This is a genomic window from Saccharothrix syringae (genome assembly GCF_009498035.1).
GTDB classification, from domain to species: domain Bacteria; phylum Actinomycetota; class Actinomycetes; order Mycobacteriales; family Pseudonocardiaceae; genus Actinosynnema; species Actinosynnema syringae.
This window is the reverse complement of the sequence record NZ_CP034550.1, coordinates 1,476,006-1,494,124: the sequence shown is the minus strand read 5'-3', so window position 1 is coordinate 1,494,124 and position 18,119 is coordinate 1,476,006. Positions and strand designations below refer to the sequence as shown.

14 protein-coding genes are annotated in these 18,119 nt (G+C 73.8%); 4 read left to right on the top strand and 10 right to left on the bottom strand.

The genetic code is table 11. From position 1 onward, the window contains the following. Positions 1-55: 55 nt before the first annotated feature. Positions 56-616 (bottom strand): TetR/AcrR family transcriptional regulator, encoded by a 561-nt coding sequence (locus tag EKG83_RS06990; protein ID WP_033427609.1) that lies wholly within the window; start codon positions 614-616, stop codon positions 56-58. Continuing rightward, positions 613-1,878 carry a glutamate-5-semialdehyde dehydrogenase gene (locus EKG83_RS06985; RefSeq protein ID WP_084715918.1) on the bottom strand — a complete coding sequence of 422 codons (1,266 nt, stop codon included), beginning with the start codon at positions 1,876-1,878 and terminating at the stop codon, positions 613-615. Before EKG83_RS06985 ends, EKG83_RS06990 begins: the two co-directional genes overlap by 4 nt. Before the next feature lie 89 nt (positions 1,879-1,967). On the opposite strand from EKG83_RS06985, the gene EKG83_RS06980 reads away from it, so the two are divergent. The 3 genes from EKG83_RS06980 to EKG83_RS06970 all read left to right on the top strand — a co-directional run bounded on the left by EKG83_RS06980 (position 1,968) and on the right by EKG83_RS06970 (position 6,055). After that, positions 1,968-4,046, top strand: coding sequence for a RecQ family ATP-dependent DNA helicase (locus tag EKG83_RS06980; RefSeq protein WP_033427796.1), 2,079 nt, complete (start codon positions 1,968-1,970; stop codon positions 4,044-4,046). 160 nt (positions 4,047-4,206) lie between these two features. Continuing rightward, entirely contained in the window at positions 4,207-4,734 is a 528-nt protein-coding gene (locus tag EKG83_RS06975; protein WP_194283001.1) for a GNAT family N-acetyltransferase, read from the top strand. A 67-nt stretch (positions 4,735-4,801) separates the two neighbouring features. After that, positions 4,802-6,055 (top strand): MFS transporter, encoded by a 1,254-nt coding sequence (locus EKG83_RS06970; protein ID WP_407690760.1) that lies wholly within the window; start codon positions 4,802-4,804, stop codon positions 6,053-6,055. A 41-nt stretch (positions 6,056-6,096) separates the two neighbouring features. On the opposite strand, the gene proB is transcribed toward EKG83_RS06970, so the two are convergent. The 6 genes from proB to EKG83_RS06940 all read right to left on the bottom strand — a co-directional run bounded on the left by proB (position 6,097) and on the right by EKG83_RS06940 (position 13,518). After that, complete coding sequence (gene proB / locus EKG83_RS06965; protein ID WP_033427797.1) at positions 6,097-7,209, bottom strand: glutamate 5-kinase; 1,113 nt, start codon at positions 7,207-7,209, stop codon at positions 6,097-6,099. Between the two features lie 14 nt (positions 7,210-7,223). Further along, positions 7,224-8,678 carry a GTPase ObgE gene (gene obgE / locus EKG83_RS06960; RefSeq protein ID WP_033427613.1) on the bottom strand — a complete coding sequence of 485 codons (1,455 nt, stop codon included), beginning with the start codon at positions 8,676-8,678 and terminating at the stop codon, positions 7,224-7,226. Between the two features lie 87 nt (positions 8,679-8,765). Next, entirely contained in the window at positions 8,766-9,026 is a 261-nt protein-coding gene (gene rpmA / locus EKG83_RS06955; protein ID WP_033427614.1) for a 50S ribosomal protein L27, read from the bottom strand. A gap of 14 nt (positions 9,027-9,040) precedes the next feature. Then, complete coding sequence (rplU, locus tag EKG83_RS06950; RefSeq protein WP_033427615.1) at positions 9,041-9,355, bottom strand: 50S ribosomal protein L21; 315 nt, start codon at positions 9,353-9,355, stop codon at positions 9,041-9,043. 341 nt (positions 9,356-9,696) lie between these two features. Then, a complete protein-coding gene (locus EKG83_RS06945; RefSeq protein WP_033427616.1) occupies positions 9,697-12,594 on the bottom strand; it encodes a translation initiation factor IF-2 N-terminal domain-containing protein in 2,898 nt (965 codons plus the stop codon). A gap of 192 nt (positions 12,595-12,786) precedes the next feature. Then, positions 12,787-13,518: a TIGR03936 family radical SAM-associated protein gene (locus tag EKG83_RS06940; RefSeq protein WP_033427617.1), complete on the bottom strand. Its 732-nt coding sequence runs from the start codon at positions 13,516-13,518 to the stop codon at positions 12,787-12,789. 240 nt (positions 13,519-13,758) lie between these two features. On the opposite strand from EKG83_RS06940, the gene EKG83_RS06935 reads away from it, so the two are divergent. Next, positions 13,759-15,237 carry a S8 family peptidase gene (locus EKG83_RS06935; protein WP_033427618.1) on the top strand — a complete coding sequence of 493 codons (1,479 nt, stop codon included), beginning with the start codon at positions 13,759-13,761 and terminating at the stop codon, positions 15,235-15,237. Positions 15,238-15,286: 49 nt separating this feature from the next. Here the strand turns inward: EKG83_RS06935 and EKG83_RS06930 are convergent, their stop codons facing one another. Both EKG83_RS06930 and EKG83_RS06925 read right to left on the bottom strand, forming a co-directional pair. Next, positions 15,287-15,994, bottom strand: a complete 708-nt coding sequence (locus EKG83_RS06930; RefSeq protein ID WP_051764384.1) for a class I SAM-dependent methyltransferase — start codon at positions 15,992-15,994, stop codon at positions 15,287-15,289. Positions 15,995-16,118: 124 nt separating this feature from the next. Then, positions 16,119-18,083, bottom strand: a complete 1,965-nt coding sequence (locus tag EKG83_RS06925; protein WP_033427619.1) for a TIGR03960 family B12-binding radical SAM protein — start codon at positions 18,081-18,083, stop codon at positions 16,119-16,121. Positions 18,084-18,119: the final 36 nt, after the last annotated feature.

The window sequence follows — 18,119 nt, the reverse complement described above, 5'->3', positions numbered from 1 at the left end:
TACCCCCGAGTAAGCATTCGCTTACTTCCGACCGTAGGCACGCCACTACGGACCGTCAACCGCCATCGGTGCGTTCCAGCAGCACTGCGGCCGCTTGGGTCACCAACGCCACCACGTGCTCCGCGTCGGCGCCCGCCAACGGCTGCTTGCGGAACACGATGCGCATCACGCCGATGCCCACCAACCACGCCAGCACGAGGTCCGCGCGCAACTCGGCGTCCTCGGCGTCGGTGAGGGACGCCAGGACCTGCGCGTACTCCTCCCCCATCCGCCGCCGGAGCGCCTCGGCCGCCGTGTCGTGCTGAGAGGACCGCAGCATCGCGTAGAGCGGGTGGTCCTCGGGCCTCGGCTCGTCGTGCAGCATCCGCAGCAGCGTGTTGCGCAGCAGCTGCTCGGCGGGCGAGTCCTCCAGCAGCTCGCGGCTCCGCGACGCCAGCACGGCGGCGAACAGGGCGTCCTTGCTGCCGTAGTAGCGGAACAGCAGGGCCTGGTTCACGCCCGCCAGGCTCGCGATGTCGCGCACGGTGGTGCGGTCGAACCCCCGTTCGGCGAACAGCTTCGCGGCGGCCTCCAGCAGCGCCGCCTTGGTCGCGGCGGCGCTCCGGGGTCGGCTCACGACGTCGGCCGGACCTGGCCCTCGCCCCAGACGAGCCACTTGGAGGAGGTCAGCTCGGCCAGGCCCATCGGGCCGCGCGCGTGCAGCTTCTGGGTGGAGATGCCGATCTCCGCGCCCATGCCGAACTCGCCGCCGTCGGTGAAGGCGGTGGAGGCGTTGACCATGACGGCCGCCGCGTTGACCAGGGTGGTGAACCGGCGGGCCGCGTTCAGGTCGGAGGTCACGATGGCCTCGGTGTGGCCGGAGCCGTGCGCGGCGATGTGCCCGATGGCCTCGTCGATCGAGCCGACCACGCGGGCCGCGATGTCCAGCGACAGGTACTCGGCGTCCCAGTCCTCGTCCGTGGCGGCCACCACGCGCCCGTCGCGGGCGAACCGCTCGTCGCCGTGCACGGTGACGTCGCGCGCCAGCAGGGCCTCGGTGATGCGGGGCACGAACTCGTCCGCGACGGCGGCGTGCACCAGCAGCGACTCGGCCGCGTTGCACACGCTGGTGCGGCGGGTCTTGGAGTTGAGCACGATGCGCTCGGCCATGTCGAGGTCGGCGGACGCGTCCACGTACACGTGCACGTTGCCCACGCCGGTCTCGATGGTCGGCACGGTGGCCTGCTGCACGACCGCGTTGATCAGGCCCGCGCCGCCGCGCGGGATGACCAGGTCCACCAGGCCCCGCGCGGTGATGAGGTGGGTGACCGACGCCCGGTCGTGGCACGGCAGCAGCTGCACCGCGTCCGCGGGCAGGCCGACCGCCTCCAGGGCGTCGCGCAGCACCGCCACCAGCGCGGTGTTCGAGTGCTCGGCGGAGGAGGAACCGCGGAGCAGGGCCGCGTTGCCGGACTTCAGCGCCAGGCCGGCGGCGTCCACGGTGACGTTCGGGCGGGCCTCGTAGACCATGCCGACCACGCCCATCGGGACGCGGACCTGCCGCAGCTCCAGGCCGTTCGGCAGGATCGAGCCGCGCAGCACCTCGCCGACCGGGTCCGCCAGGCCCGCCACGGTCTCCAGGCCGGCGGCCACGCCCTCGACGCGCGCCTCGGTGAGCGCGAGGCGGTCCAGCAGGCCCTGGGTCAGGCCGGCGGCGCGACCCGCTTCGAGGTCCTTGGCGTTGGCCTCCAGCACCTCGGCGGCCCTGGCGCGCAGCGCGCCGGCCATCTCGTGCAGGGCCGCGTCCTTGCGCTCGCGGGTGGCAAGGACCAGTTCGTTGGCGGCGACGCGGGCGCGCCGGGCCGCGGCGTGCACCTGTTCGCGCAGGTCATCAGTCACGCGGCTCAGCCTACGGTCACCCGGTCGTGGCTGTCGTGGAGGTTCTCGGGGATCGGAACCTGTCGGAGGTCTCTGCCAAGGTGGTCGCCATGGACGACAACGCGCTCCGCGAACTGGCCGAGGAACGGCTGAGGGCCCTGGCCGGCCCCTCGGCCGTGCTGCGCGAGGACCAGTGGACGGCCATCCGCGCCCTGGTGGCCGACCGGCGGCGGGCGCTGGTGGTGCAGCGGACCGGGTGGGGCAAGTCCGCGGTGTACTTCATCGCCACGGCGCTGCTGCGGACCCTGGGCGAGGGGCCCACGGTGATCGTGTCGCCGCTGCTGGCGCTGATGCGCAACCAGGTCGACGCCGCGGCGCGGGCGGGCGTACACGCGGCGACGATCAACTCGGCCAACACCGACGAGTGGCAGGGCGTGCAGGACCGGGTGGCGGCCGGCGAGGTCGACGTGCTGCTGGTGTCGCCGGAGCGGTTGAACAACCCGGACTTCCGGGACTCGGTGCTGCCCGCGCTGACCGCGTCGGCGGGGCTGCTGGTGGTGGACGAGGCGCACTGCATCTCCGACTGGGGCCACGACTTCCGGCCGGACTACCGGCGGCTGCGGACGCTGCTGACCGAGCTGCCCGCGGGGGTGCCGGTGCTGGCCACCACGGCCACGGCGAACGACCGGGTGGTGCGGGACGTGGCCGAGCAGCTGGGGCTCGGCGCGGGCGCGGACGCGCTGGTGCTGCGCGGCCCGCTGGACCGCGAGAGCCTGCGGCTGTCGGTGGTGCGGCTGCCCACGGCCGAGGCCAGGCTGGGGTGGCTGGCCGAGCGGCTGGGCGAGCTGCCGGGGTCGGGGATCGTCTACGCGCTGACCGTGGCCGCGGCCGACGACGTGGCGGCGTTCCTGCGCTCGCGCGGGTACGAGGTGGCCGCGTACTCGGGGCGCACCGACCCGGCGGAGCGGCAGCGGGCCGAGGCGGACCTGCTGGCCAACCGGGTCAAGGCGCTGGTGGCGACCTCGGCGCTGGGCATGGGGTTCGACAAGCCCGACCTCGGGTTCGTGGTGCACCTCGGCGCGCCGGCCTCCCCCATCGCCTACTACCAGCAGATCGGGCGCGCCGGGCGCGGCGTGGAGCGGGCCGAGGTGCTGCTGCTGCCCGGCGCGGAGGACCGGGACATCTGGGCGTACTTCGCGTCGCTGGCGTTCCCACCCGAACGGGTGGTGCGGCAGGTGCTCGACGCGCTGTCACCGGATCGAGCGATGTCAACGGCCGCCCTGGAGCCGATAGTGGAGTTGTCGCGCACCCGGCTCGAAGTGGTGCTCAAGGTGCTCGACGTGGACGGGGCGGTGCGGCGGGTCCGCGGCGGGTGGGTGTCGACGGGGCGGCCGTGGGACTACGACGCCGAGCGGTACGAGCGGATCGAGGCGGCCCGGCGGGTCGAGCAGCAGGCGATGCTCGACTACCTGGCCACCGACGGCTGCCGCATGCAGTTCCTGTTGCGGCAGTTGGACGACCCGCACGCGGTGCCGTGCGGGCGGTGCGACAACTGCACGGGGCGGCGGCCCTCGGCGGAGGTGTCGCAGGCGGCGGCGTCGGCGGCGCGGGAGCGGTTGCTGCGGCCGGGCGTGGAGGTGGAGCCGCGCAAGATGTGGCCGACCGGCATGGCGGCGGCCGGGGTGCCGCTGTCGGGGAAGATCCCGGCGGACGAGGCGGCGTCGACGGGGTGGGCGCTGGGGCGGCTGACCGACATCGGCTGGGGCAACCGGTTGCGGTCGCTGTTCGCCGAGGCGGACCGGGAGATCCCGGACGACGTGTTCGCCGCGTGCGTGAAGGTGCTGGCCGCGTGGGGCTGGGCCGAGCGGCCGGTGGGCGTGGTGACGGTGGGGTCGCGGACGCGGCCGGAGCTGGTGGGCAGCTTCGGGCGGCGGATCGCGTCGGTGGGGCGGTTGCCGGTGCTCGGGCAGGTGTGGCTGGGCGAGTCGACGCACCGGGCGAACAGCGCGCAGCGGCTGGCGGGGCTGGTGCGGGAGGTGAGCGGACCCGATCTGTCCGGTGTGGACGGACCGGTGCTGCTGGTGGACGACCGGGTCGACACCGGGTGGACGATGACGGTGGCGGCGCGGCTGTTGCGGCGGGCCGGGGCGCGGGCGGTGCTGCCGTTCGCGTTGGCGGTGACGGCGTGAGGGGCGCGGCGTGGCGGGGTGCGGCGTGAGGAGGGGCGCGGTGTCGAGGGGCGCGGTGCAAGGGGGCGGGGCGTGTGGCGCGGGGCCGTTGGGGACGGGTCGCGGTGACCGGAAGGGGTGGTGGTGATGGGGAGGCGCCGGTGGTGACGGGGTGAGGTTGATGGCGGAACGGGTGCTGCTGCGGCCGTTCGCGGAAGGCGACGCGCCGGTGTTCGCGGCGTACCGGTCCGACCCGGACGTGGCCCGCTACCAGGGGTGGGACGCGCCGTTCTCCCTGGCGCAGGCCGAGGAGTTCGTACGGGAGGTCGCCGCGCTCGACGTGGACGAGCCGGGGTGGTTCCAGTTCGCCGTCGAGGTGGGCGGTGAACTGGTCGGCGACGTCGGGGTGAACCTGCACCCGAACCGGATGCAGGCGGAGATCGGCTACACGCTGGCGCCCGCGCACCAGGGGCGGGGGTACGCGACCGAGGCCGTGCGGCGGGTGTTGGAGCACCTGTTCGACGAGCGCGGGCTGTACCGGGTCGGCGCCGAGTGCGACGCGCGCAACGAGCGGTCCGCGCGGCTGCTGACCAGGCTCGGCTTCCGGCAGGAGGGGCACCGGGTGCGGAGCACGTGGATCAAGGGCGAGTGGACCGACGACCTGCTGTTCGGGTTGCTGGCCGAGGAGTGGAGGGAACGCATGATCTGACGTCGGCGGGCCGGTGAAGGATCTACCGGGTCCATCGACTTCGTGGTCGTGTCCAACCATGGCTGTCGTGGAGCACCAGCACCGCCTGCCCGTGCGCAAGCTCGTGGCCGCGTCGATCGGCAACGCCATCGAGTGGTACGACTGGAGCATCTACGCCACCTTCAGCATCTACTTCGCCACGCAGGTCTTCCCCGAGGAGAACGCGCGGCTCGCGCTGATCAACACGTTGGCGGCGTACGCGATCGCGTTCTTCTTCCGGCCGCTGGGCGGGTACCTGCCGGGGCGCTTCGCCGATTTGCACGGCCGGCGGATGGCGATGCTGCTGACCATCGTGCTGATGGCGGGCGGGTCGGTGGCGATCGGGTTGCTGCCCACCTACGCGCAGGTCGGGTGGTTGGCGCCGGTCCTGCTGCTGCTCGCGCGCATCGCCCAGGGGCTGTCGCTGGGCGGTGAGGTGTCGAACGCGTCGGCGTACCTGGCGGAGATCGCGCCGCCGGAGCGGCGGGGTCGGTACTCGGCGTTCTTCTACATCTCCACCGGCACGGCGGTGCTGGTGGCGTCGGTGCTGGGCTTCGTGCTGGCGCGCACGCTGACCGCCGGGCAGTTGTCGTCGTGGGGCTGGCGCGTGCCGTTCCTCGTCGGCGGGGTGCTGGGGCTGGTGGGGTTGTGGATGCGGCGCAGCCTGGAGGAGACCGAGCAGTTCGAGCAGAACAAGGCCAAGGCGCGGCAGCTCAGGCGGCCGCTGGTGGTGACGTTGCGCGAGCACCCCGCGGCCGTGGGACGGCTCGTCGGGTTCAGCATGCTCTCGACGCTCTGCTACTACACGTTCTTCAGCGCGCTCACGCCGTTCGCGGTCACCCAGCGCGGCGCGGCCGCGGGGGACGTGTTCCTCGCGCTGTCGATCGCCACCGGCCTGTTCGTCGCCCTGCAGTACCCCATGGGCGCGCTGGCGGACCGCCTCGGGCGCAGGCCGCAGCTGCTGGTGTGGTCGACGGCGACGGCGCTGCTGGTGCTGCCGCTGTCCACGCTGATCGGCCCCGGGGTGGGCCGGCTGCTCGTGGTGTTCTGCGTCGGCCTGGGCCTCTACACCGCGATGACGTCCATCGCGCCCGCGGTGATGAGCGAGCTGTTCCCGACCGAGCTGCGGGCCCTGGGCATCGGCTCCTGGTACAACCTGACCGTCGCCCTGTTCGGCGGCACCGCTCCCCTGGTCATCCGGTGGATCGGCGACGCGTTCTTCCGCTACGTGGCGGTCGCGGCGGCCCTGGCGTTCCCGGTGGTCCTCACCCTGCCCGAGACCAGGGGCGTCGAGCTGCGCTGAAGTGCCACCCGGTGCACGCGGTCGGCTGCCGGAGGAGCGGGCTAGGGGCGCAGGGGCACCAGGTCGTCCGCGTGCACGACCTCGCGGCGCTGCTCGGCGGGCAGGTCCTTGCTGGACCGCCCGATCAGGCCGGGCAGCTCCGCGGCGTCGAACGCCACCACGCCGCGCGCCACCACCAGCCCGGTCGGGTCGACCAGCTCCACCACGTCACCGGCGTCGAACGAGCCCTCCACGTCGGTGATGCCCGCCGCCAGCAGCGACCGCCGGCGGCCCACGACCGCGGCCACCGCGCCGTCGTCCAGCCGGAGCCTGCCGGTCGCGCCCGCCGCGTGGCCCAGCCAGAACCGGCGGGCCGACAGGCGGGGTCCGGTCACCGCGAACGCCGTGCCGACGTCCGCCGCGCCCAGCGCCCGCGCCGCGTCCGCCGCACCCGCCAGCAGCACCGGGATGCCCGCCGAGGCCGCCAGGCGGGCCGCCGCCAGCTTCGAGGCCATCCCGCCCGTGCCCAGGCCGGACGCGCCGACCGAACCGGCCCGCACCCCGTCCACGTCGGCGGGACCGGTCACCTCGGTGACGCGCTGCGCCCCCGGCCGGCGCGGGTCACCGTCGTAGAGGGCGTCGACGTCGGAGAGCAGCACCAGCGCGTCCGCGCCGACCAGGTGCGCCACCAGCGCGGCCAGCCGGTCGTTGTCGCCGAACCGGATCTCCTCGGTGGCCACCGTGTCGTTCTCGTTGACCACCGGCACCGCGCCCAGCGCGAGCAACCGGGAGAACGTGCGCTGCGCGTTGCGGTAGTGCGCCCGCCGCACCACGTCGTCCGCGGTCAGCAGCACCTGCCCGACGGTCAGCGAGTACCGGCCGAACGAGTTCGCGTACGCGTGGGCCAGCGCCAACTGCCCGACGCTGGCCGCCGCCTGCTGCGTGGCCAGGTCCCGCGGCCGCCGCGTGACGCCCAGCGGGGCCAGGCCCGCCGCGATCGCGCCGGACGACACCAGCACCACCTGGCTGCCCGCCTCGCGGCGCGCGGCCACGGCGTCCACCAGCGCGTCCAGCCGCGACCGGTCCAGGCCGCCCTCGGCCGTGGTCAGCGACGACGAACCGACCTTCACCACGACCCGGGACGCCGCGGACACGGCCTGCCGGGCCGGCGACACCACCGCGGAGGCGATCACTCGTCGTCGTCCTCGTACTCGTCGTAGACGCCGGGCAGGCGACGGGCCTTCTTGGCCGCCAGCCGCTCCGACGCGCCGACGCGGTTGTTCTGCTCCAGCCGCGCGTCGGTGCCTCGTCCGGTCATGGTCATCGCGATGCCGGCCGGCGTGGTCGGCTCCCAGTCGAACACCAGGTCGCCGATGGAGACCTGGCAGCCGGGCTGGGCACCCATCTTGACCAGCACCTCCTCGACACCGAGGCGGGCCAGCCGGTCGGCCAGGTAGCCGACGGCCTCGTCGTTGCTGAAGTCGGTCTGCCGGATCCACCGCTCGGGCCGCTCGCCGCGCACGATGAACCCGCCGGGCGCCTGCGGGTCCTCCACGACGGTGAAGCCCGCGTCGTCGACGGCCCTGGGCCGCAGCACGATCCGGGTCGCCTCCGCCTTGGGCCTCGACGCCCGGTACTCCTCGACGATCCGCGCCAGCGCGAACGTCAGCTCGCGCAGTCCCTCGCGGCTGGCCGTGGACACCTCGAACACGGGCAGGCCGCGCGCCTCGATCTCCGGGCGCACCAGCTCGGCCAGCTCCCGCGCCTCCGGGATGTCGACCTTGTTCAGCACGACCACGCGCGGCCGCTCGGACAGGTCGTCGGCCAGCGACGGCGTGTACTCGGCCAGCTCCGCCTCCAGCGCGTCGATGTCCGACAGCGGGTCGCGGTTCGGCTCGTAGGTGGCGCAGTCCACCACGTGCACCAGCACGGCGCAGCGCTCGATGTGGCGCAGGAAGTCCAGGCCCAGGCCCTTGCCCTCGGCCGCGCCGGGGATCAGCCCGGGCACGTCGGCCATGGTGAACGTGGTCTCGCCGCCGGTGATCACGCCCAGGTTCGGCACCAGGGTGGTGAACGGGTAGTCGGCGATCTTCGGCTTGGCCGCGGACAGCACCGAGATCAGCGACGACTTGCCCGCCGACGGGAAGCCCAGCAGGCCCACGTCCGCGACGGACTTCAGCTCCAGCACCAGGTCGTGCGCCTCACCCGGCTCGCCCAGCAGGGCGAACCCGGGCGCCTTGCGGGCCTTGGACGCGAGCGCGGCGTTGCCCAGCCCGCCCCGGCCGCCCTGGGCGGCGATCAGCCGGGTGCCCTCGCCGACGAGGTCGGCCACCAGCTCGCCGTCGGGCGTGAGCACGACCGTGCCGTCGGGCACGCGCAGCTCCAGGTCCTGGCCGTTGGCGCCGTCGCGGTTGCCGCCCTGGCCGCCCTTGCCGTTGCCCGCCGAGGCGTGCGGCCGGAAGTGGAAGTCGAGCAGCGTGTGCACCTGGGAGTCGACGACCAGCACGACGTCGCCGCCCTTGCCGCCGTTGCCGCCGTCCGGGCCGCCCAGCGGCTTGAACTTCTCGCGGTGCACGGAGGCGACGCCGTTGCCCCCGTCACCTGCGGCGACGTGGATGACGACCCGGTCGACGAAGCGGGACACGGGTATTTCCTTCCTGGAGATGCGACGAGGGGCGGGAGCCGGAGTGCACCGGTCCCGCCCCTCGTCGAGGCTCGTGCAAGCCGGAGGTCAGGCGACCTCGGCCGGAACGATGTTGACGGTCTTGCGACCGCGCTTGACGCCGAACTGGACCGCACCGGGGGCCAGGGCGAACAGGGTGTCGTCCTTGCCGCGGCCGACGTTCACGCCGGGGTGGAACTTGGTGCCGCGCTGGCGGATCAGGATCTCGCCAGCCTTGACGACCTGACCACCGAACCGCTTGACCCCGAGGTACTGGGGGTTCGAGTCACGGCCGTTGCGGGAGCTGGATGCGCCCTTCTTGTGTGCCATGGCTAGTCAGATCCTCACTTACCGGTGATGCCGGTGACCTCGACGCGGGTCAGCTTCTGGCGGTGACCCTGGCGCTTGTGGTAGCCGGTCTTGTTCTTGAACTTGTGGATGCGGATCTTGGGACCCTTGGTCTGCTCGACGACCTTGCCGGTCACCGAGAACTTCGCCAGGGCGTCGGCGTCGGAGGTGACGTCGGAACCGTCCACCACGAGGAGCGGCGCCGCGAAGGTGATCTCGGTGTCCGGCTCGCCTGCGAGCTTCTCGACCTCGATGACGTCGCCGACAGCCACCTTGTACTGCTTGCCGCCGGTCTTGACGATCGCGTACATCGGGACGGAAGTCTCCTGCTACTCGACGGGACGGGGTCGCGCGCACCTGGAGCCGCACCTGCAAGAACGAGCTCGGGCTTCACGCGACAGGGCCCACCGGACGGCGGGCCGCGTATCAGGTTACGTGGCGGTGGACGGCGGGGTCAAACCGGGGTGGTCGTACCGGGAAGTCCCTGTTCAGGAGCTTGCGGCGCCGCGTCCGGGCGAGCGCGGGCACCTCGTTCGGGGGTCCCCCCGGGCGGGGCCCCCTCGCGCTCAGCCAACCACAGGGGGGTGACGCGCGGGGGGCGCCGGAGCGTCCCTGTGGACAACCGCGCGGGCGGTTGTCCACAGGGGGTGGCTCAGGCTTCCTTCACGCCGCTCAGCGGCGGGCCGGCGGGACGCGAGGCGGCCCGCCTGGGTGCGCGGCGGCGGGTGGTCGCCGCGGCGGGCGCGGCCTCCGGGGCGCGGCCGTTGACCGGCTGCTCGGGCACCTCGACCTCCGGGGCGGCCTCCGAGGCGGCCTCGGCGGTCGGCTGCGGCCGGTCGGCACCGGTCGGCTGCCCGGCCGGGGTGTCGGCGGGCTGCTCGGGCGCCGGAACCTGCTCCGCGGCGGCCTGGGCCGGGGCGGGCTCGGTCGCGGCGGGCTCGGTCGCGGCGGGCGCCTGGGCGTCCCGGGGCGCGGCGGTCTCGTCCGGAGCGGGCTGGGCCTGAGCGGCCTGGGCCTGCTGGTCGGCGGGCGCCTGGGCCTGCTCGGCCGGGTGCTCGGCACCGTGCTTGACCACGGCACCCGCCTCCCGCCGGGCGCGGCGGCGCTGGCGGCGCTCCCGCTTCGGCGCCTCCGGCGCGGCCTCCTCGACCACCGCGGCCTCGACCACGGCGGCCACCGGCTCCTCCGAGGTGGGCGGCTCGGTGACCGCCTGCGGCTCCTCGGCGGGCGGCACGGTGGGCTCGGCCACCGGCTCCGGCACCTCGACCACGGGCTCGGCCTGCTCGACGGGCTCGACCGACTTGCCCCGGCGCGACTTGCGGCCGCCCTGCTGCTGCTGCGCCTGGCCACCGCCCCCGCCGCCACCACCGCCGTTGTTGCCGTGGTTGTGCGCCTGGACCGGCTCGGTCGACACGATCAGGCCCCGGCCGCGGCAGTGCTCGCAGGTGGTCGAGAACGCCTCCAGCAGGCCCGTGCCGACCCGCTTGCGGGTCATCTGCACCAGCCCCAGCGACGTCACCTCGGCCACCTGGTGGCGGGTGCGGTCGCGGCCCAGGCACTCGGTCAGCCGGCGCAGCACCAGGTCGCGGTTCGACTCCAGCACCATGTCGATGAAGTCGATCACGATGATGCCGCCGACGTCGCGCAGCCGGAGCTGGCGGACGATCTCCTCGGCCGCCTCCAGGTTGTTGCGCGTCACCGTCTCTTCGAGGTTTCCACCCGATCCGGTGAACTTGCCGGTGTTCACGTCGATGACCGTCATCGCCTCGGTGCGGTCGATGACCAGGTAGCCGCCCGACGGCAGCCACACCTTGCGGTCCAGCGCCTTGAGCAGCTGCTCGTCGATGCGGTACTCGACGAACGCGTCGTTGTTGCCGACGTGGCGGCGCAGCCGGTCCTGGAGGTCCGGCGCGACGTGCCGCACGTAGCCGTCGATGGTGTCCCACGCGTCCGAGCCCTGGACCACGAGGGCGGCGAAGTCCTCGGTGAACAGGTCGCGGACGACCTTGACCAGCAGGTCCGGCTCCTCGTAGAGCAGCTGCGGCGCCTGGGCCTTGGGCGCGTTCGCCTTGTCCTTGATGACCTGCCACTGCGCCTGCAGGCGGGTCACGTCGCGGGCCAGCTCCTCCTCGGCGATGCCCTCCGAGGCGGTGCGGATGATGACGCCCGCGTCCTCGGGGACGACCCGCTTGAGGATGTCCTTGAGGCGCTTGCGCTCGTTGTCGGGCAGCTTGCGGCTGATGCCCGTGGCACCGCCGCCCGGCACGTACACCAGGAAGCGGCCGGGCAGGCTGATCTGCGTGGTCAGCCGGGCGCCCTTGTGGCCGACCGGGTCCTTGGTGACCTGCACCAGCACGCTGTCGCCGGTCGACAGGGCCTGCTCGATCTTGCGGGCCTTGCCCTCCAGGCCGGCCGCGTCCCAGTCGACCTCGCCGGCGTAGAGCACCGCGTTGCGGCCCCGGCCGATGTCGATGAACGCCGCCTCCATCGAGGGCAGCACGTTCTGCACCCGGCCGAGGTAGACGTTGCCGACCAGCGAGCCGGTGCCCGCCGAGGTCACGAAGTGCTCGACCAGGACGCCGTCCTCCAGCACGCCGATCTGCGTGCGGTCGCCGCGCTCGCGCACCACCATCGTGCGCTCCACGGCCTCGCGGCGGGCCAGGAACTCGGCCTCGGACAGCACCGGGGCGCGGCGGCGGCCGGCCTCGCGGCCGTCGCGGCGGCGCTGGCGCTTGGCCTCCAGCCGGGTCGAGCCGCGGACGCTGCGCACCTCGTTCTGCGCGGCCTCGGAGTCGGCCTTGTCGTCGCGGGCGTCGCGGGTGTGCGTCTCGCGGACGTGCACGACCGTGTTCGGCGGGTCGTCCTCGCTCGGGGCGACCTCGTCCTCGGCGCCGGTCTTGCGGCGGCGACGGCGACGGCGCCGGCGGCTGCCCGGGCCCTCGTCCTCGGCCGCGGGCTCCTCGGCCGCCTCGGCCTCCGCCTCCGGGGCCTCGGCCGCCTCGTCCTCGGCCTCGTCCTCGCCGTGAACCTCGTCACCCGCGCCCTTGCCGCGGCCACGACCACGCCGGCCACGACGACGGCGGCGGCGGCCCTCGCCCTCGTCACCGGCGTCGTCGGCGCCCGCCTGCTCGTCGGCGTCGGCCTCGACCTCGTCGTCCTCCTCCTCGACCACCGGCGGCTCGACCGCCAGCGGCGTCGGGGGCAGGAACACCGCGGACGGCGGCGCGAACAGCGGGGTCAGCGGCGCGACCTCGCGGGCGACCGCCACCGGTTCCTCGGTGTGCTCGTCGACCTCGCCGGTGACGATGTCGTCCCAGCTCAGCAGGCTCTCGGCGACCTTGAGCGCCAGGTCCCGGCTCACGCTGGACTGCGGGCTGCGCACCGGCTCACCCAGGTCGGCCAGCGCGGCCAGGACGTCCTTGCTGCTCGCGTTGAGCAGCTTCGCCAGCGCGTGCACCCTCAGCTTGGCCGGCAGGTCCGCCAGGTCCGGGTGCGCGGGTGTGGCGTTACCCCCGCCGGCGGGGCCGGCGGGCTTTTCCGTGTTCGACAACGCAGCTCCTCCGCCCCCGGGCGCGTCCTGGGGGACGCGGCCGCGCAGGGGCCTCTCTTGTCCACTCACCGCCGCGGCTGGCGGCGGGAATCCTTGCCTCGTGCTGTGGTTACCCGCCTTGGGGGCGCGCGGCACAGCAGGTCTTGATAGCTCTTCCTCGACGACGCCGTCAGCGCCGCTCCGGCGGTCCGGTCAGACCTCCGCCGCCCTGTCGAGGGCCAGCGGGTCGACCAGGCCGCCTTCGCCGTCGAGCCGCCCCTGCGCCATCCGGGTCGCCTTCGCGGGCACCGGCGGAACCAGGTCGGCGACGGCTCTGAGCGCGCTCAGCACGTCGTCGGGTCGAACGGTAGGGGTTGTCTGCCGTACGACCGTCACGAGTATCCCACACGGACGTGACAAATCCGCCGCATCGTGTCCCGCGTCGCTCGAATGCGCCTCGACCTGCGCCGACACGACGGCGGGCCGCACGTCGACCACCTTGCGGCCGTCCTTGGTCAGCCGCTCGACCTCGACCGACGGCGCGGCGAGCAGCGCGGCCACCGCTTCGGCCAACCGTTCGGGCGGCACACCGGGCAGCTCGACCCGCCACCGGCTGGCGTCGATGCGCTCGGGCAGGTTGCCCCCGCCCGACTCGACGACCTCCAGCACGTCCAGCCCCGGCGGCAGCACCGCGTCCAGCGCGGTGCGCAGCGCGTCGGGGTCCACCTGCTCCACGACCTGGACCTCGACGTACTCGGCCTCGCTGGCCACGCCCGTCGGCGCCGCGCCCACCCATGACACCTTCGGGTGAGGGCTGAACCCCTGGGAGTAGGCCATGGGCACGCCCGCCCTGCGCAGGGCGCGCTCGAACGTGCGAGCGATGTCGCGGTGCGAGGTGAAGCGCAACCGGCCGCGCTTGGCGTAGCGCAGCCGGAGCCTCTGCACCGGTGCGGCCGAAGGGTTGGGCTGCTGCTGGCGACTCAGTGCTACTCCTCCTGGGTACCCGGGTGGGTGCCGTCGGGGTCGAGCACCCCAACGGTCCACGTTCCTGCTCCGTGAGGACGGTACCTTGGACGCGTTGGACACCGTTGAGCTTGTCTGCTTCGCGTCGCCTGGCTACCGTCCGGCACCAGCGGTCACACGACGGCCAACAGGCCGAACCGGTCGAAGTCCTGGAGGTCCCCCGTGCCTCTGCTCCGCCGCGTCCGAGCGGTCGCGGTCAGCGCGGCCCTGCTCGCGACCGCGGGCGGTTTCGCGACCACCGCGAGCGCCCAGGCAGACCCCGAGGAAGCGCCACCCGCGGCCGACTGCGTCCTGCACGGCGCACCGCTGCGCTACCTCGTCGTCTTCGCACCCGGCACGAGCGCGCCGCTGGCCGATGCGCAGGTAGCGGCCGCGTGCGGCACGACCACCGCCTACCACCCGCAGATCTCGGTCGCGGTGGCCGTGTCCGCCGATCCCTCGTTCGGGTCGCGGATCGGCCTCGACCGCGCCTACAGCGCGCAGCTCGACGGCCTGTCCAAGCGCACCGGCGCGCCCGCCCGCAAGAACAACGACGAGGTCACGGGCACCCGCGCGCTCGCGGGCGCGGTGGACCGCACCGCCGAGCAGTGGGACATGGACCTCATCCGGGCCGCCGAGGCGCACGCGGTGAGCACCGGCAGCCGGGACGTGGTGGTCGGCGTGCTCGACTCGGGCATCGACCCGACGCACCCGGACCTGGTCGGCGCGCTGGACCCGGCGCTGTCCGCGGGCTGCACCACGGGCGTGGCCGACCCGGCGCCGGCCTCCTGGTCGCCGACGACGTCCGCGCACGGCACGCACGTGGCGGGCGTGATCGCGGCGGCCGACGACGGGCTGGGCACCACGGGCGTGGCGCCGGGCGTGCGGATCGCGTCGGTGAAGGTCGTGGACGACGACGGGTTCATCTACCCCGAGTACGCGGTGTGCGGGTTCATGTGGGCCGCCGAGCGGGGCATGACCATCACCAACAACAGCTACTTCATCGACCCGTGGGTGTTCACCTGCCAGAACAAGGTGGGCCAGGCCGTGGTCTACGAGGCGGTGCGGCGCGCGGTCGACTACGCCACCGGGCGCGGCGTGCTGACCGTGGCGGCCGCGGGCAACGCGGCGGCCGACCTGACCAAGCCGGGGCAGGACGCGCTGAGCCCGACCAACGCCGCGCCGGAGGACGTCCGGCCGCGACCGGTGGACAGCACGTGCCTGGTGCTGCCCGCGCAGCTGCGCAACGTGGTGGCGGTGTCGTCGGTGGGCGCGGACCTGGTCAAGGCGGGCTACAGCTCCTACGGGCTGGGCGCGGTGGACGTGACCGCGCCGGGCGGCGACCGCAAGCAGCAGCCGGCCGACGACCGGAACGGGTGCGTGCTGTCGACCGTGCCGGCCGGCTACGACTACTCGTGCGGCACGTCGATGGCCGCGCCGCACGTGGCCGGCGTGGCGGCGCTGCTGGCGTCGACGCACCCGGAGGTCGCCGCGCCGGAGCTGAACCGGATGCTCAACCAGCGGGCCGAGACGCTGCCGTGCCCGGCGGACTACGACCTCAACGGCACGGGCGTGCAGGACGCCTACTGCACCGGTTACTCCGAGTACAACGGGTTCTACGGGCACGGGATGGTCGACGCGCTGGCGGCGGTGCAGGAGTAGTTCACCTGGTCGTGGACCCACGAACCGGTGGACGGGGTTCTCCCGGCGTTCACCGGCGGACGGACGCGAACAGACCGACCGCGGGGAGCATGCCGGCCGCCAGGCGGCGTCGTTCGGCCTCGCGGATCGCGTCGAGGGCGTCGGCGACGCGGGCCGGCTCGACCCAGGCACCGCCGCGGCCGTCGACCAGGCGCCACAGGATGCCCGTGGCCACCTCGGTCGGGTCGGAGCCGACGCGGCCCAGGGCGGCGGTCATCGCGGAGCCCCGGTGGAGGGAGTCGTGGGCGTCGACCCAGGCGTCGAGCAGGTCGCCGGTGGGCAGGTCGGCGTCGAGCAGGCCGGTGGCGACCAGCAGCGCGCGGTTGTCGTGGAGGAAGTGCGCGGCGGCGCGGTCGACCCGTTCCCAGGCGAACTCCTCGATCACGATCCGCCCTCCCGGTGCGAGCAGCGCGGCCGCGTGGGCCAGGACGCCGTCCAGGTCCTCGGCGTGGTGCAGGGAGCGCGTGAACAGCACGACGTCGTACTCGCCGGAGACCTCGCGGACATCGGCCCGGATGACGGGCACGCCGCGCTCCCCGGCCGCGGCGGCCATGCCGGCGTCGCGGTCCACGCCGGTGACCCGGTAGCCCAGCTCCGCCAGGGCGGCGGCCAGGGCGCCGCGACCGCAGCCGGCTTCCAGGACGCGGGCCGGGGGCGGCGGCAGCAGCGGCTTCAGGTGGGTGAGCGTGTGGGGCACGGCGAGGGGGGTCAGGTCCACTCGGGCGACCTTAGGTGGCGCCGGTGGGGCGGGCGACGGGTTATTCGGGGTTCGACGACCTGACCGGACGGGTTGTCGGGTGCCGGGGCGGGTGCCGGTCAGGCGCCCACCCGGCACCCGCCGCTCAGTGCTTGGCCAGCGCCGGGTTGCGCACCGGCGAGCCCTTGCCCACCGGCGAGATCGGCAGCAGCGTGCGGCCGGTCGGGCCCACCTCGATGTCGGTGCCCATCGCCGGGCACACGCCGCAGTCGAAGCAGGGCGTCCAGCGGCAGTCGTCCTGCTCACGCTCGTCCAGCGCGTCCTGCCAGTCGGCCCAGAGCCACTCCTTGTCCAGCCCCGAGTCGAGGTGGTCCCAGGGCAGGACCTCCAGCTCCTCGCGCTCCCGGGTGGTGAACCAGGCCAGGTCGACGCCCAGCGGCTCCAGCTCGGCCGCCGCGGCGGCGACCCAGCGGTCGTAGGAGAAGTGCTCCGACCAGCCGTCGAAGCGGCCGCCCTCGCGCCAGACCCGCTCGATGACCCGGCCGACGCGCCGGTCGCCCCGGGAGAGCAGGCCCTCGATCAGCGACGGCTTGCCGTCGTGGTAGCGCATGCCGATGTTGCGGCCCAGCGCCCGGTCGGAGTTCACCGCCTCGCGGAGCTTGCGCAGCCGGTCGTCGACCGTCTCCGGGTCGCACTGCGGCGCCCACTGGAACGGGGTGTGCGGCTTGGGCACGAACCCGCCGATGGAGATGGTGCAGCGGATGTCCTTGCGGCCCGACACCTCGCGGCCCGCGCGGATGACGTTCTTGGCCATCTCCGCGATCTGCAGCACGTCGTCGTCGGTCTCGGTGGGCAGGCCGCACATGAAGTACAGCTTCACCTGCCGCCAGCCGGCCGCGAACGCGGCGCTGACCGTGCGGATCAGGTCCTCCTCCGACACCATCTTGTTGATCACGCGCCGGATGCGCTCGCTGCCGCCCTCGGGGGCGAAGGTCAGGCCCGAGCGGCGGCCGTTGCGGGACAGCTCGTTGGCCAGGTCGATGTTGAACGCGTCCACCCGGGTCGACGGCAGCGACAGGCTGGTGTTGGTGCCCTCGTAGCGGTCGGCGAGGCCCTTGGTGACCTCGGCGATCTCCGAGTGGTCCGCGCTGGACAGCGACAGCAGGCCGACCTCCTCGAAGCCGGTCGCCTCCAGGCCGCGCTGCACCATCGCGCCGATGCCCTCGATCGAGCGCTCGCGCACCGGGCGGGTGATCATGCCCGCCTGGCAGAACCGGCAGCCGCGCGTGCAGCCGCGGAAGATCTCCACGCTCATCCGCTCGTGGACGCTCTCCGCGAGCGGCACCAGCGGCTGCTTCGGGTACGGCCACGCGTCGAGGTCCATGGTGGTGCGCTTGAACACCCGGTAGGGCACGCGCTCGCGGTTGGGCACCACGCGCTGGATGCGGCCGTCGGGCAGGTACTCCACGTCGTAGAACCGCGGCACGTACACGCCGCCGGTCTCGGCGAGCCTGGTCAGCAGCTCGTTGCGGCCGCCGGGGCGGCCCTCGGCCTTCCAGGCGCGGACGATGTCGGTGATCTCCAGGACGGCTTCCTCGCCGTCGCCGAGCACGGCGGCGTCGACGAACTCCGAGATCGGCTCCGGGTTGAACGCGGCGTGACCGCCGGCGACCACGATCGGGTGATCCTCGGTGCGGTCGGCGGCGTGGACGGGGATGCCCGCGAGGTCCAGCGCGTTGAGCAGGTTCGTGTAGCCCAGCTCGGTGGCGAAGCTGACGCCGAACAGGTCGAACGCGCCGACCGGCCGGTGCGCGTCCACGGTGAACTGCGGCACGCCGTGCTCGCGCATCAGCGCTTCCAGGTCGGGCCACACCGCGTAGGTGCGCTCGGCCAGCACGTCCGGCTGCTCGTTGAGGACCTCGTACAGGATCATGACGCCCTGGTTGGGCAGCCCGACCTCGTAGGCGTCCGGGTACATCAGGGCCCACCGCACCGCCGCGGCGTCCCAGTCCTTGACGGTCGCGTTGAGCTCCCCGCCGACGTACTGCACCGGCTTGGACACCCTGGGCAGCAGCGGCTCCAGGGCGGGGAAGACTGACTCGACACTCACGCGATCCAGGGTAACGGCAGCCCGGGGGTGGTTCGG